A 13,982-nucleotide genomic window follows, 5' to 3' on the forward strand; every position below is an offset into this window, starting at 1 on the left:
GTGCTGTTCACCGTGCCGCCGCTGGCGGGGCACGTCAATCCGACCGTGGCCGTCGGGGCCGAACTGGCCGCCCGGGGGCACGAGGTCGCCTGGACGGGACCGGCCTCGGCGCTGGCCCGGCTGCTGCCCGCGCAGGCCCGGATCCTGCCCGCCGGGGAGGAACTGGGCGCCGGCGGATACGCGGCGCTGCACGAGAGCTGGCGCGATCTGCGCGGGGTCGGTGCGCTGCGGTTCCTGTGGGAGGAGGCGCTGGTGCCGCTGGCCCGGGCGATGGTTCCGGGGGTGGCCCGGGCCGTGCGCGCGTTCGGGCCGGATGTGCTGGTCGCGGACCAGCAGGCCCTGGCCGGGCCGCTGGTGGCCCGGCGGCTCGGGGTCCCGTGGGTGACGTCGGCCAGTACCTCGGCCGAGCTGACCCGGCCCTTCGCGGACTTCCCGAAGGTCGGGGAGTGGGTGTCCGGGCAGATCTCGGGCCTGCTGTCGGAGTTCGGCGCGGCGCGGGACGCGGGGGGCCGTGCGGACTGGGACCCGCGGTTCTCCGAGCGGCTGGTGCTGGTCTTCTCCACTCCCGAACTCGTCGGCGTGGGAAAGGACTTCCCTCCCCACTACGCCTTCGTGGGGCCGGCCTTCGGGGCCCGGCCGCCGGCGCCCGGATTCCCCTGGCAGCGGCTGGACCCGGGGCGGCGGCGGGTGCTGGTGTCCCTGGGCACCCTCAACCAGGCGGCCGGGGCCCGGTTCTACGGCGCGGTGCTGGGCGCCGCCGAACGGCTCGCCGGGGAGGTCCAGTTCGTCCTGGCGGCGCCCTCCGCCCTGATCGGGGCGGCGCCGGACCACTTGCTGCTCCAGGAGAGCGTCCCGCAGCTGGAGCTGCTGCCGCACCTGGATGCGGTGGTCTGCCACGCGGGCCACAACACCGTGTGCGAGGCCCTCGCGCACGGGCTGCCGCTGGTGGTCGCCCCGATCCGGGACGACCAGCCGATCGTGGCCCGGCAGGTGGCCCTGGCCGGGGCCGGCGTCCGGGTGCGGTTCGGCCGGACCCGGGCCGAGGAACTGCGTGACGCGCTCACCGCCGTGCTGGACGACCCCGGTCCCCGCCGGGCCGCCCGGCGGATCCAGGCCTCATTCGCCGCGGCGGGCGGGGCCGCCGCCGCGGCCGACCGGTTGGAGAAACTGCTATGACGCCACCCCCGCTCTCCCGGGTCCCGTGGACCTCCGCCCTGCTGCTGGCCGCCCTCGGCGCGGGCACCGTACGCGCCAGGCGCCGGCTGCGGGCGATCCCGGTGCTGCCGGCGACCCCGCCCGTGGCGGCCGGGGTGCCGCGCGCCGCCGGGTGGCGGCTGCTCACCGCCCGGGGGGTCGAGCCGGATCCGGCCACCTTCCTCGCGGCCTGCGCGTATGCCGAGGGGGAAGGCCTGCGGGTCCTGGACCTGCTGCCCGTGGACCTGCCCGCCGAGCGGGCGCTGGGGCTGCTGCGGCTGGTCGACCCGGCCCGGTACCGGCAGGACCGGCTCGGCGAGGGCCGCGGGGCCGGGTTCGCCGTGCTCGTCACCGAGGAGGTGCTGGCCCGGGCCGGGGTGGATCCGGGCGGGCCGCGCCGGGATCCGGCGGAACTCCTTGCGCTGACGCGCCGGTTGAAGGAGTACGCCGCCGATGCCACGGGGCTGGCCGTCGCCCCCGGCCTGAGCTGCGGCGGGGCCGGGGAGCCCGGCGGCCCGGCGCGGGCCGCCGAGCTGCGGGCCCAGGGGCTGCCGCCGGGGGCGCTGGCCGCCGCTCAGCTCGGCGGGCTGGCGCTGCTCGCGGGGGTCGCCGTACGCCAAGGCCGGTGGGGCGCGGCCGCCGCGGGGCTGTACTGGCTCCAGCCGTACCTGGTCCTCGGCGGGCTGGGCTCCGCGCTGCGCCCCGCCGGTCTGGGCCGGGCCACGGCGGCCCGGCCGGTGCGCTCCCTCGGCGCGGGCCTGCGTACGGCCGCGGCGGCCGGCCGGGACGCCCCGGCGGACGGCGCGGCGGAGGCCGCGCGGGCCGCCGCGTACCGGGAGGACCTGGCGGCGGGGACCGGGCGGTTTTTCGAACCGCGCCGCACGGCCTGCCCGTGGTGCGGCTCCGGCCGGCTCACCGTCCAGGTCCGGGTGCCCGATCTGCTCCAGGGCAAGCCGGGCCGTTTCACGCTGGAGCGGTGCGGGGAGTGCCGGCACGTCTTCCAGAACCCCAGGCTGACCGCGGAGGGGCTGGACTTCTACTACCGGGACTTCTACGACGGGCGGGGCGGCGAGGGCGCGGGTACGGTCTTCGGCAGGCTGGGCGCCGCCTACCGGGGGCGCGCCGAGATGCTCCTCCCGCACGCCGACCCGGCGTCCTGGCTCGATGTCGGCACCGGGCACGGCCACTTCTGCAACGCGGCGCGGGAGGTCTGGCCGCGGACCCGGTTCGACGGGCTCGACATGGGTGACGGGGTGCGCGAGGCCGAGCGCCGCGGCTGGGTGGAGACCGGATACCTGGGCCAGTTCCCGGAGTTCGCCCCGAAGCTGACGGGCCAGTACGAGGTGGTCAGCATGTACCACTACCTGGAGCACACCCGGGAGCCGCTCCCCGAGCTGGACGCGGCGGCCACCGTGCTCGCCCCCGGCGGGTTCCTGGCCATCGAGCTGCCCGACCCGCAGTCACGGATGGCCCGGCTCCTCGGCCCCCTGTGGCTGCCCTGGTTCCAGCCCCAGCACCAGCACCTGATGCCCGCCGCCAATCTGCGCGAGGCGCTGGCCGACCTGGGGTTCACCGTCGTCGCCGAGGAGCACGGACCGGCCCACCAGGGCAACGACTTCTTCGGTGCGGTGGCCCTCGCGGCGACGCGGCTGGCCCCGGATCCGGACCGGCCGTGGGGCCCGGGGCCCACGCCGCACGCCCGGCTCCTCGCCCACGCCGTACGGGCGGTGGCGCTGCCGTGCTTCGCCGCCGCGGCGGCGCTCGACACGCTGCGCACGGTGGCGGCCCGGCGCACGGACGGCGGGAACGCCTACCGGATGCTGGCCCGCAAGGACACCCCGTGACGGGCACGGCCGGCCACGCCGGACCGCCCACGGGGAAGCGGCCCCCTTCCGCGGCGGCCCGCCGGGACACGGCCGGAACGTCCGCCGCCGCTGTACCGCCCCTGGGGTCCGCCGCCCCGGCCGGCGCCACCGTGACCGCCGACCGCGCCGGAGGCGACCTGGCCCGGCGGGCGACGGCCGACCCGCTGTTCCGGCTCGTCGCCTACGCCCTGGAGGCCGCGCACGGGCGGCCCCCGGCCGCCGTGTGGAGCGCGCCGTACGCCTTCCACCTGGGCTCCCCCGGGCTGGTCGCGGCGGCCGGCTGGCCGACGGCCGCGGCGGCGGCCCCGCGCACCGACGGCCTGGTGCGGCTCAGCTCCCTCGGTCATCCCGCGGACAGCTGCGATCTGCCGCTGACCCTGTCCGGGCCGCCGCCCGCCGCCCCCGCCTGGGCGGCCCGGCCGTACGCCGTGCTGCGGGCTCTGGCCCGGGCCGGGTACGGCGCCGGCGGGACCGACCTGCACGTCCAGGGCTCGCTCACGGGGGCCGCCGGGCTCGCCACGGCGGAGCCCGCGGAGTGCGCGGTGGCGCTGGCGGTGGCCGACGTGCACACGGGGGCGGGTGCGGGGCCGGACCGTGAGCAGCTGGCCCGGCTGCTGGCCGGTGCGCTGCCGGACGGGGACGACGGACTGCGCCGGGCGGTGCTCTTCGCCCGGCCGGGCAGGGCCCTGCTGCTGAGCGCGGAGCCCCGGCGGTGCCGGCGCCACGTCGCCTTCGACCCGGCGGCGTCCGGGGCGCGGCTGGTGCTGGTCGCCGTTCGTGGGGAGGCCGCGGACCGGCCGCGGGAGCTGGCGCGGGCCGTTTCCTGCGCCCGCCGGGCCGGAGCGCTGAGCGCCTGGCCGCCCGGGCAGGGGCGGGAGCCGGGGCGGAGCGTGCTGGTGCTGCTGCCCCAGGCGCGTCTGGCGGCGGTGCGGGCCGCGGTGGCGGAGGACTTCCGCGACCGGGGGCGGCCCGTACCGCGGTTCCTGAACATCGCCGTGGCCGGTGCGGCCCGGCGCGAGGAATGACCGCGACGACCACGACCCGGGGCCGGACCCGGGCGACACCGAGGAGGAGAACACCCATGCCCACCCTTCGACCCTCACCGACGGCGCGCGCGAGACGCGGGGCCCGATGGCCGGCGCTCATGGCCGGGATCGGCGCGCTCGGCCTGCTGGGCGCGTTCACCGTGGCCAACTCCGAGGCGGCCGTGCCCGGTTCCACCTCCGTCTCCGTGGCGGCCGCGGCCGCCGCGCTGCCGGCGTACGACCACGTGGTGGTCGTCGTGTACGAGAACAAGCAGTACGGGGAGATCATCGGCAGCGCGAACGCCCCGTACGTCAACCAGCTGGCGAACGGCGGCGCGAGCCTGACCGGGATGAAGGCGCTGACCCACCCGAGCCAGCCGAACTACTTCAACCTCTTCTCCGGCGCCACGCAGGGCATCACGGGCGACGGCTGCTACACCCCGCAGTCGATGACGGCGGCGAACCTCGGCCAGGAGCTGATCGCGGCCGGCAAGACCTTCGCGACGTACAACGAGGACCTGCCGAGCGAGGGTTCCACGGCCTGCACGAACGGCCAGTACGCGCAGAAGCACAACCCGTGGTTCGCCTTCAAGAACGTGCCGCTGAACACGGGCAAGACCTGGGCGCAGTTCCCGCAGAACAACTTCGCGGCGCTGCCGAGCCTGTCATTCGTGGTCCCCAACCAGTGCAACGACATGCACTCGTGCTCGGTCGGCACGGGAGACACCTGGACCAGGAACAACATCGACGCCTACGCGCAGTGGGCGAAGGCCAACAACAGCCTCCTGGTCCTGACCTGGGACGAGGACAACTATCTGGGCTCGAACCAGATCGCCACCGTCTTCTACGGCGCGAAGGTCAAGACGGGCAAGTACGCCACGGCCTTCAACCACCACCATCTGCTGCGGACCTTCGAGGACCTGTTCGGCACGGCGACGCACGCGGGCAACGCGGCCAACGTCCAGCCGATCACCGAGGTGTTCGACACCTCCACGGACCCGACACCCACCCCCACCCCCACGCCGACTCCGACGCCGACGCCGACTCCCACTCCGACTCCGACGCCCACACCGACCTCGGGCGGCCTGCAACTGGCCGACCCCGGCCCCCAGACCTGCAAGTTCAACCAGTCCTGCACCATCCAGCTCAGCGCCACCGGCGGCAGACCTCCGGTCCGGTACGCGGCCACCGGCCTGCCCTGGGGCCTGACCGTCGATGCCGGCTCCGGCCGGATCAGCGGCAAACCGTGGGGCAGCGGCACGGTCCAGATCACCGCGACCGCCACCGACTCCACGGGCACCACCGTCACCGCCGCGTTCCCGCTCACCGTCAACTGGTTCTAGCCCGCTCCGGAGGCATCCGTGTACCTGTCGACCAGCCGGGCCTCGGACATCGCCGGGGACACCCCGGCCCCGAAGGGCCCCCTGCGGGCCGTCCCCGGCACGGTGTTCGCGCTCGGGCTGGTCAGCCTGGTCACGGACGTCTCCGCGGAAATGGTCACCGCCGTCCTGCCGTTGTACCTGATGGCCGGACTCGGCATGTCCCCGCTCGCGTTCGGCGCCCTGGACGGTCTGCACCAGGGCGCCACCGCGGTGCTCCGCCTCGCGGGCGGGCGGATCGCCGACCGCACCCGGCGCCACAAGCTCGTCGCGGGCACCGGCTACGCGCTCTCCGCCGCCTGCAAGGCGGCCCTGCTCGCCGTCGCCACCCCCTGGTCGGTGGCGGCGGTGCTCGCCGCCGACCGGACCGGCAAGGGCCTGCGCACCGCCCCGCGCGATGCGCTGATCTCGCTGTCCGTTCCGCCCGGGGAGCAGGGCCGTGCCTTCGGGGTGCACCGCGCGCTGGACACGGCGGGCGCCCTGCTGGGGCCGCTGGCCGCGTTCGGGGTGCTGTGGGTGGCGGTGGACGGGTACGAGGCCGTGTTCACCGTGAGCTGCTGCGTCGCCGTCCTGGGCGTGGTGCTGCTCGCGCTCTTCGTCCGGGAGGCCCCGGAGCGGACTCCAGCGCCGGCCCGGGCCCGTCCTGCCCTGCCCCCGGTACGCACCCTGCTGCGCCTGCCCGGCCTGCGGGGGCTCTGCCTGACCGCCGTCGTGCTCGGCCTGTTCACCGTCGGCGACGCCTTCCTCTACCTGCTGCTCCAGCGCCGGCTCGACCTGTCGGCCGCGTACTTCCCGCTGCTGCCCGTCGGCACGGCGGCCGTCTTCCTGATGGCCGCGCTGCCCGTGGGCCGGCTCGCCGACCGGCTGGGCCGGCGCCGGGTCTTCCTCGGCGGGCACGTGCTGCTGCTCGGCGCCTGCCTGCTGCTCCTGGCCCCGCTGCCGGCCGGGGCGCTGCTGGCCGCCGGTGTGCTCGCGCCGCTGGGCCTGTTCTACGCGGCCACCGACGGGGTGCTGATGGCGGCCGCCGGGCCGCTGTTGCCCGCGGAGCTGCGCACGACCGGGCTCGCGGTGCTCCAGACGGCCCAGGCGCTGGCCCGGTTCGCGGGTTCCCTGCTCTTCGGCTCGGCCTGGACCCTGTGGGGGCCGGGCCCGGCACTTGTTCTGGCGGCGGCCGGGCTGTTGCTGTCGCTGGCGGCGGTCGCCGTCGTAGGGTCGGGGCATGCCGGAAACACAGCGGACTCTTGAGGGCAGGGTGGCCCTGGTGGCCGGGGCGACGCGCGGCGCGGGCCGGGGCATCGCCGTCCAGCTGGGCGCGCAGGGTGCGACCGTGTACGTGTCGGGGCGCAGCACCCGGGGCAGGCGGTCGGAGTACGACCGGCCCGAGACGATCGAGGAGACGGCCGAGCTGGTCACCGCGGCGGGCGGGCGGGGCATCCCCGTGGTCGCCGACCATCTGGTGCCGGCGGAGGTCGAGGCCCTGGTCGGTCGGATCGACGCGGAGCAGGGCCGCCTGGATGTCCTGGTCAACGACATCTGGGGCGGGGAGCTGCTCTTCGAGTGGGACAGCACGGTCTGGGAGCACGACCTGGACAAGGGGCTGCGGCTGATGCGGCTGGCCGTGGAGACCCATGCGGTCACCAGCCATTTCGCGGTGCCGTTGCTGCTGCGCGAGCCGGGCGGTCTGGTGGTGGAGATGACGGACGGAACCGCCGAGTACAACGCGAGCCGCTACCGGGTGTCCTTCTTCTACGACATCGCCAAGTCCTCGGTGCTGCGGATGGCGTTCGCGCTGGGGCACGAGCTGGGGCCGCGGGGGGCGACGGCGGTGGCGCTGACGCCGGGCTGGCTGCGCTCGGAGATGATGCTCGACACGTTCGGGGTGACGGAGGCGAACTGGCGGGACGCGCTGGACAAGGTCCCGCACTTCGGGATCTCCGAGACCCCGTCGTACGTGGGCCGGGCGGTCGCGGCCCTCGCCGCGGACCCGGAGGTGGCCCGCTGGAACGGCCGGTCCCTCTCCAGCGGGCAGCTGGCCCGGGAGTACGGTTTCACCGACCTCGACGGGAGCCGCCCGGACGCCTGGCGCTACATGGTCGAGGTCCAGGACCCGGACCGCCCCGCGGACACCACGGGCTACCGCTGAGCGGTCCGGGCGAACGGCAGGTCCGCCGGGGCGGTTTCGGCCGTGGGCCCGGCGGCCCGCAGCACGACGTCCAGCACCCGCTCCGGGTCGCAGGCGTACCCTCCGCTGGACCAGGCCGGGTTGGCCTCGATGACCGCCCATCCGCCGCCGTCCGGCAGGCCGACGTCCACCACCGCGGCCGACGGCAGTGAGCCGTCGGCCGCCGCGAGCAGTTCGGCGGCGAAGGCGCGGACCTCCGCCGCGTACGGGTCCAGGGCGAGCGGCGCCGGGTCGAGCCTGGGCCCCACCGCGTAACGGCTGCCGTCGTGCACGGCTCCGTCCAGGACGAAGAGCCGGTACTCGCGGTCGAACCGGAGGATGTCGCTGACCAGCACCGGAAGGTCGTCGTCGAAGGCGTCCGGGCCGGGCAGCCGCGAGCCGTCCGGGTAGATCCGGGCCGGGAAGAACTTGTCGGTCGGCGGTTTGACGAAGGCCGGCCGGCGCAGTCGCCGGGCCTCGGCCAGGGTGACCGCCTCGACCCGGCGCCCGGTCAGCGCGAGCGGCAGCCGCGCGAGCCAGTCGGCGGGCGGTTCCAGCGCGGTGACGTCCAGTTCGCGGGCCACCTTGTCGGCCAGCAGCGGCCCGCCGTAGAGGTGGGTGCGCCCGGCGCCCTGTGCGCCGTCGGGCGGGCTCCAGCCCTCCGCCGTCACCGCACGCAGCCCGCGCCCCGTGGCCGCCTCGGCGAGGCGGAGCCGCGTGTCGGAGGCGCGGGGGGCGAGGAGCAGAACACGATCACCGGTCATGCGGCCATGATGCCCCGGCCCGCGCGGGCGGCCCGGCCGATTACCGCGCCGGGCGGGAGTCGATCAGGTGGGCCAGGCCGTCCAGGACGCACCGGAGACCGAAGGACCAGAGCGCCTGCGGATGGTAGCCGCCGACCGCGCTGCCGACGCGGCCGGCGAGCGGGTAGCGCTCGGGGTCCAGGACCCGATCCAGCAGCGGGGCCGTGACGGCCCACCACTCGTCCTGGCTCTGGCGGCTGTTGTGCGCGGCGTCGTCGGCGGCTGCCAGGGCGTTCGCGTGGACGAAGCCGAGGAGGTGCGTCAGGGCCGCGTCCATCTCGGTGTCGGTGAGGCCGATGCCCTCGAAGGCGGCCAGTTCGTACTCGTACTTCCCGATCACCCCCGGGCCCAGCGGCGGGCGGGTGACGGGCAGATCCGCGATCCAGGGGTGCCGGGTGAGCAGGTCCCGGTTGCCCTCGGCCACGCGGGTGACCCTGGTGCGCCAGGGCTCCCCCGCGTCCGGTGCCGGGCGTTCCATGCGCCCGTACGCCTCGTCCAGCATGAGGTCGAGGAGTTCGGCCTTGCCGGGGACGTACGTGTAGAGGGTCATCGGGGTCACGCCCAGGCGCTCGGCCAGGGCGCGCATGGTGAGTGCGGCCAGTCCGGCCCCGTCGGCGAGTTCGGTCGCGGCGCGGACCACGGCGTCGACGGTGAGGCCCTGCCGCGGGCCGCGCCGGCCGGGCCGGGCCGGCGCTCCGGTCCCGCGCCACAGCAGCTCCAGCGTGCGGGCGGGGTCGCCCGCCCCACTGCGGTCCTTCGCCATGTCCGGCCCTCCGAGCGCATGCCATTAATTCACTACACCGTACAGAATACAGCGTATAAAGTAAGCTCGAAACGCCGCCAGCGCGCCACCGCAACCGCGAGGAGTTCCGTGCAGATCGCCGCCGACAGTCATCAGGTCATCCAGGTCCGCGGAGCGCGGGAGAACAACCTGGCGGACATCTCCCTCGACATCCCCAAGCGCCGGCTGACCGTCTTCACCGGCGTCTCCGGCTCCGGCAAGTCCTCGCTCGTCTTCGGCACCATCGCCGCCGAGTCACAGCGGATGATCAACGAGACGTACACGGCCTTCATCCAGTCCTTCATGCCGAGTTCGGGCCGGCCCGACGTGGACGGGCTGCACAATCTGAGCGCCGCCATCGTCGTCGACCAGGAGCGGATGGGCGCGAACTCCCGCTCCACGGTCGGCACCGCCACCGACGCCTCCACCATGCTGCGGATCGTCTTCTCCCGCCTCGGCGTCCCGCAGATCGGCGCGGCCGGCGCCTTCAGCTTCAACGCCCCGGACGGCATGTGCCCGCGCTGCGAGGGCATAGGGCAGGTCTCGGACATCGACGTGGACCAGCTGGTGGACCGCGAGCTCTCGCTCAACGAGGGCGCGATCACCGTGCCCGGCTTCGCCGTCGACACCTGGTACTGGCAGATCATGGCCAACTCCGGCTTCTACTCCGCCGACACCAACCTCAAGGACTTCTCGGAGCGGGAGTGGGCCGACTTCCTACACATGAGCCCGGTGAAGGTGAAGTCCGGCTCGGGCAACTTCACCTACGAAGGTCTGGTCGCGAAGATCCAGCGGACGTACCTGTCCAAGGACCGCGAAGGGATGCAGCCCCACATCAGGGCCTTCGTCGACCGCGCCGTGGTGTTCACCGACTGCCCCGACTGCGGCGGCACGCGCCTGTCCCCGGCCGCGCTGTCCTCGCGCATCGACGGGGTGAACATCGCCGAGTGCTCGGCGATGCAGATCAGCGACCTGGCCTCGTTCGTCCGCCGGATCGACGACCCGGGCGTCGCCCCGCTGCTCGCCGGGCTGCGGGACCTGCTCGACTCCCTCGTGGAGATCGGCCTGGGATACCTCAGCCTGGACCGGCCCTCCGGCACCCTGTCCGGCGGCGAGGCCCAGCGGGTCAAGATGGTGCGGCACCTGGGCTCCTCGCTCACGGACGTCACGTACGTCTTCGACGAGCCGACCACCGGTCTGCACCCGCACGACATCCGGCGCATGAACGACCTCCTGCTGCGGCTGCGCGACAAGGGCAACACCGTGCTGGTGGTGGAGCACAAGCCCGAGGTCATCGCGATCGCCGACCACGTCGTCGATCTCGGCCCGGGCGCGGGCACGGCAGGCGGGCGGCTCTGCTACACCGGGGACGTGGCCGGGCTGCGGGCCTCCGACACGCTCACCGGGCGCCATCTCGGACACCGGGCGCGGCTGCGGGAGCCGGTGCGCGTCCCGCGCGGGCACCTGTCGGTCAAGGACGCCGATCTGCACAACCTGAAGGACGTCAGCGTGGAGGTGCCGCTGGGGGTGCTGACGGTGGTGACCGGGGTCGCCGGGTCGGGCAAGAGCTCGCTGATCCACGGGTACCTGGCCGGGCGGGACGGGGTGGTGGTGGCCGACCAGTCGCCGATCCGCGGCTCGCGCCGGTCCAATCCGGCCACCTACACCGGGCTGCTGGGGCCGATCCGGACCGCGTTCGCCAAGGCCAACGGGGTCAAGGCGGCCCTGTTCAGCGCGAATTCGGAGGGCGCCTGCCCGAAGTGCAACGGCCTCGGGCTGGTCTACACGGACCTGGCGATGATGGCCGCGGTGGCCTCGGTCTGCGAGGAGTGCGAGGGCCGGCGGTTCACGCCCGAGGTGCTGACGTACCGGCTGCGCGGCAAGAACATCAGCGAGGTGCTGAACATGCCGGTCGCGGAGGCGCACACGTTCTTCCCCACCGGGCAGGCGCACGCGGTCCTCGGCCGGCTGGCCGACGTGGGCCTGTCGTACCTGCGGCTCGGACAGCCGCTCAACACCCTGTCGGGCGGTGAGCGGCAGCGGCTCAAGCTCGCCATCAGCATGGCCGAGAAGTCCTCGACGTACATCCTGGACGAGCCGACGACCGGCCTGCACATGGCCGATGTGGACAAGCTGCTGGCCCTGCTGGACCGGCTCGTCGACGACGGGAACTCGGTGATCGTCATCGAGCACCACCAGGCGGTGATGGCGCACGCCGACTGGCTGATCGACATCGGCCCGGGCGGCGGCCACGACGGCGGCGAGGTCGTCTTCGAGGGAACTCCGGCTGACCTGGTGGCCGGGGCGGACACCCTGACCGCCCGTCACCTGCGGGAGTACCTGGGCTCGTGACACGGCGCCGGACGCCGTACGCCGGCTGCGTACGGCGTTCGCACGGTCGGCTAGGCTGGCGGCATGTCAGCAGACGAGCGGACGCGCCCGCGCCGCAAGGAGCAGCAGCCCGCGCTCAGCCGGGCCCTGATCGTCGCGGCGGCCGTCCGGCTGCTCGACGCCGAGGGCATCGACGCGCTGAGCATGCGCAGGCTCGGCACCGGGATGGGCGCCGCCGCCACCTCCCTGTACCGGCACGTGACGGGCAAGGACGAGCTGATCGAGCTGGTCGTGGACGAGGTGTACGGCGAGCTGGAGGTGCCCGGCGCGGCGAGCCCCGGCGAGTGGCGCGATGCCGTCGCGCGCGGCGGCCACGGCCTGCGCGCGATGGCCCTGCGCCACCCCTGGGTGGCCTCGGTGCTCGGCCGGGTGGGGCCGGCGCACCTCGGCCCGAACCTGATGCGCGCGGGAGAACGGATGCTGGCGCTCTTCCGGACGGCCGGCTTCCCGGCGGACGAGGCGGACCGGGCCATGAAGGCGGTCATCTCCTACGTGGTCGGCGCCACGACCGGCGAGGCCGCCCACCTCTCGCGGCTCGCCCGCAGCGGGCGCAGCGAGCAGGAGTGTGCGGAGGGCCGGGACCCGCGGAAGCTGCGCGAGGAGAACTTCGACTACGGACTCCAGCGGGTCCTGGACGGCCTGGAGATGCGGCTCAGCCGCGTCTGAGGTCTTCCGGCGGCGGCAGGCACAGTTCGCGGTCCTCCCCGAGCGGGGCGAAGAAGCGCTCCACGTCCGCCTCGGTCACCTCGGCCAGGGTCGCAGGGGACCAGCGCGGGGCGCGGTCCTTGTCGACGACCTGCGCCCGGATGCCCTCGACGAGGTCGGGCGCGGTCAGCCCGTTGCAGGAGACCCGGAACTCCTGGGCCAGCACCCGCTCCAGCGGGCCGAGCTCCGCGGCCCTGCGCAGCGCGGCGAGGGTGACCTTGAGGGCGGTCGGGGACTTGGCCAGGATCGTCTCGGCGGCCTCCTTGGCGGCGGGCTCCCCCTGGCCGAGCAGCCGCTCCACGATCTCCTCGACCGTGTCGGCCGCGTAGCAGTGGTCGATCCAGCCGCGCCGGTCGGCGAGTTCCCCGGGCCCCGGGGTGCTGGCGTACCGCGGCAGCACCTCGGGGGCGGGTGCGCCGGCGAGGGCGGCGGTCAGCTCCGGGAGCCGCTCGGCCGGTACGAAGTGGTCGGCGAGCCCGCACAGCAGCGCGTCGGCGGCGCCGACCGCGGTGCCGGTGAGGGCGAGGTGGGTGCCGAGGTGGCCGGGCGCGCGGCCGAGCAGGTAGGTGCCGCCGACGTCGGGGACGAAGCCGATGCCGGTCTCGGGCATGGCGACGCGGGAGCGTTCGGTGACGATCCGGACCGAGCCGTGGGCGGAGACGCCGACGCCGCCGCCCATGGTGATGCCGTCCATGAGGGCGACGTACGGCTTGGGGTAGCGGGCGATGCGGGCGTTGAGCCGGTACTCGTCGCGCCAGAAGCCGGCGGAGGCGGTGTTCCCGGCCTTGGCGTCGTCGTGGATGGCGCGGATGTCCCCGCCGGCGCACAGGCCGCGCTCACCGGCGCCGCGGATCAGCACCTGCTGGACGGCGGGGTCGGCCGCCCATGCGGCGAGGGTTTCGTCGATGCGGATCACCATGGGGTGGGTGAGGGCGTTGAGGGCCCTGGGGCGGTTGAGGGTGACCACCCCGGTCCTGCCGTCGGTGTGGAACAGCACGGTGTCCGCGTCTTCCGGCTGCACGTCTTCGGTCTTCACACCGGCCAGTATCACCGCGGCCCGCGCCGCTCCCGCCGCCGGGCGCTCCCGGGGCGTACCGTGGGCTGTCATGCGGAAGATCGTGCTGATGGCCGGGGTGTCGCTCGACGGGTACATCGAGGGGCCGGACCGGCAGATCGACTGGCACTGCGTCGACGAAGAGCTGCACCAGCACATGAACGACGTCCTCCGCCCGATGGGCGGTTTCCTCAGCGGACGCGTCACGCACGAGCTGATGGCGGACTACTGGCCGACCGCCGACGCCGATCCCGCGAACGCCGGCACGGTGGCCGAGTTCGCCGAGATCTGGCGCTCCATGCCCAAGTACGTGTACTCGCGCACCCTGCGGTCGGCCGAGTGGAACACCACGGTCGTGCGGGACGTCGTGCCCGAGGAGGTCGCCGCGCTGAAGGCGGCCCCGGGCGGCGACCTGACGCTGAGCGGGGCGGATCTCGCCGCCTCCTTCCTGCGCCAGGACCTCGTGGACGCGTACCGGATCTACGTGCACCCGGTGCGGATCGGGCGCGGCACGCCGCTCTTCCCCACCCTCGACTACGCTCCGGCGGCCCTGCGGCACACGGACACCCACACCTTCGGCAACGGCGTCGTCCTGCTGCGCTACGAGCGCGCGTGACGTGCCGG

Annotated in this window: 12 protein-coding genes; 9 read left to right on the plus strand and 3 right to left on the minus strand. The window is 74.7% G+C overall.

The genetic code is table 11. From position 1 onward, the window contains the following. From KO717_RS05415 to KO717_RS05440, 6 genes are read left to right on the plus strand one after another with little or no spacing between them, the layout of a single operon-like run. Positions 1 to 1,176 (plus strand): glycosyltransferase, encoded by a 1,176-nt coding sequence (locus KO717_RS05415; RefSeq protein ID WP_301374378.1) that lies wholly within the window; start codon positions 1 to 3, stop codon positions 1,174 to 1,176. Further along, positions 1,173 to 3,038, plus strand: coding sequence for a class I SAM-dependent methyltransferase (locus tag KO717_RS05420; RefSeq protein ID WP_301364716.1), 1,866 nt, complete (start codon positions 1,173 to 1,175; stop codon positions 3,036 to 3,038). Before KO717_RS05415 ends, KO717_RS05420 begins: the two co-directional genes overlap by 4 nt. Next, positions 3,035 to 4,084: a galactokinase gene (locus KO717_RS05425; protein ID WP_301364717.1), complete on the plus strand. Its 1,050-nt coding sequence runs from the start codon at positions 3,035 to 3,037 to the stop codon at positions 4,082 to 4,084. The genes KO717_RS05420 and KO717_RS05425 overlap by 4 nt, the downstream gene beginning before the upstream one ends. Before the next feature lie 56 nt (positions 4,085 to 4,140). After that, on the plus strand, positions 4,141 to 5,427 hold the full coding sequence (locus tag KO717_RS05430; protein WP_301364718.1) for an alkaline phosphatase family protein: 1,287 nt from the start codon (positions 4,141 to 4,143) through the stop codon (positions 5,425 to 5,427). Between the two features lie 18 nt (positions 5,428 to 5,445). Beyond that, complete coding sequence (locus KO717_RS05435) at positions 5,446 to 6,708, plus strand: MFS transporter (protein WP_301364719.1); 1,263 nt, start codon at positions 5,446 to 5,448, stop codon at positions 6,706 to 6,708. After that, positions 6,683 to 7,606, plus strand: a complete 924-nt coding sequence (locus KO717_RS05440; RefSeq protein ID WP_301364720.1) for an SDR family oxidoreductase — start codon at positions 6,683 to 6,685, stop codon at positions 7,604 to 7,606. The genes KO717_RS05435 and KO717_RS05440 overlap by 26 nt, the downstream gene beginning before the upstream one ends. On the opposite strand, the gene KO717_RS05445 is transcribed toward KO717_RS05440, so the two are convergent. Together KO717_RS05445 and KO717_RS05450 are read right to left on the minus strand one after the other, a co-directional pair. After that, on the minus strand, positions 7,597 to 8,388 hold the full coding sequence (locus KO717_RS05445) for an ATP-grasp domain-containing protein (protein ID WP_301364721.1): 792 nt from the start codon (positions 8,386 to 8,388) through the stop codon (positions 7,597 to 7,599). The two genes, KO717_RS05440 and KO717_RS05445, sit on opposite strands and share 10 nt — an antisense overlap. Positions 8,389 to 8,428: 40 nt before the next feature. Beyond that, positions 8,429 to 9,190, minus strand: a complete 762-nt coding sequence (locus KO717_RS05450) for a TetR/AcrR family transcriptional regulator (RefSeq protein ID WP_301364722.1) — start codon at positions 9,188 to 9,190, stop codon at positions 8,429 to 8,431. Positions 9,191 to 9,208: 18 nt separating this feature from the next. Here KO717_RS05450 and KO717_RS05455 point away from each other — a divergent pair, with 18 nt between their 5' ends. Then, on the plus strand, positions 9,209 to 11,560 hold the full coding sequence (locus KO717_RS05455) for an ATP-binding cassette domain-containing protein (RefSeq protein ID WP_437184470.1): 2,352 nt from the start codon (positions 9,209 to 9,211) through the stop codon (positions 11,558 to 11,560). A 63-nt stretch (positions 11,561 to 11,623) separates the two neighbouring features. Further along, complete coding sequence (locus KO717_RS05460) at positions 11,624 to 12,265, plus strand: TetR/AcrR family transcriptional regulator (RefSeq protein ID WP_301364724.1); 642 nt, start codon at positions 11,624 to 11,626, stop codon at positions 12,263 to 12,265. On the opposite strand, the gene KO717_RS05465 is transcribed toward KO717_RS05460, so the two are convergent. Continuing rightward, entirely contained in the window at positions 12,252 to 13,412 is a 1,161-nt protein-coding gene (locus tag KO717_RS05465; RefSeq protein ID WP_301364725.1) for an enoyl-CoA hydratase/isomerase family protein, read from the minus strand. The two genes, KO717_RS05460 and KO717_RS05465, sit on opposite strands and share 14 nt — an antisense overlap. Here KO717_RS05465 and KO717_RS05470 point away from each other — a divergent pair. Then, on the plus strand, positions 13,411 to 13,974 hold the full coding sequence (locus tag KO717_RS05470; protein ID WP_301364726.1) for a dihydrofolate reductase family protein: 564 nt from the start codon (positions 13,411 to 13,413) through the stop codon (positions 13,972 to 13,974). The two genes, KO717_RS05465 and KO717_RS05470, sit on opposite strands and share 2 nt — an antisense overlap. Positions 13,975 to 13,982: the final 8 nt, after the last annotated feature.

It is taken from the genome of Streptomyces xanthophaeus, assembly GCF_030440515.1.
GTDB classification, from domain to species: domain Bacteria; phylum Actinomycetota; class Actinomycetes; order Streptomycetales; family Streptomycetaceae; genus Streptomyces; species Streptomyces kutzneri.

Coding starts and splice junctions, on each gene's coding strand:
- KO717_RS05420 (WP_301364716.1), top strand. CDS start 1,173: ATGACGCCACCCCCGCTCTCCCGGGTCCCGTGGACCTCCGCCCTGCTG.
- KO717_RS05430 (WP_301364718.1), top strand. CDS start 4,141: ATGCCCACCCTTCGACCCTCACCGACGGCGCGCGCGAGACGCGGGGCC.
- KO717_RS05440 (WP_301364720.1), top strand. CDS start 6,683: ATGCCGGAAACACAGCGGACTCTTGAGGGCAGGGTGGCCCTGGTGGCC.
- KO717_RS05445 (WP_301364721.1), bottom strand. CDS start 8,388: ATGACCGGTGATCGTGTTCTGCTCCTCGCCCCCCGCGCCTCCGACACG.
- KO717_RS05450 (WP_301364722.1), bottom strand. CDS start 9,190: ATGGCGAAGGACCGCAGTGGGGCGGGCGACCCCGCCCGCACGCTGGAG.
- KO717_RS05455 (WP_437184470.1), top strand. CDS start 9,209: ATGCCATTAATTCACTACACCGTACAGAATACAGCGTATAAAGTAAGC.
- KO717_RS05460 (WP_301364724.1), top strand. CDS start 11,624: ATGTCAGCAGACGAGCGGACGCGCCCGCGCCGCAAGGAGCAGCAGCCC.
- KO717_RS05470 (WP_301364726.1), top strand. CDS start 13,411: ATGCGGAAGATCGTGCTGATGGCCGGGGTGTCGCTCGACGGGTACATC.
- KO717_RS05465 (WP_301364725.1), bottom strand. CDS start 13,412: ATGACAGCCCACGGTACGCCCCGGGAGCGCCCGGCGGCGGGAGCGGCG.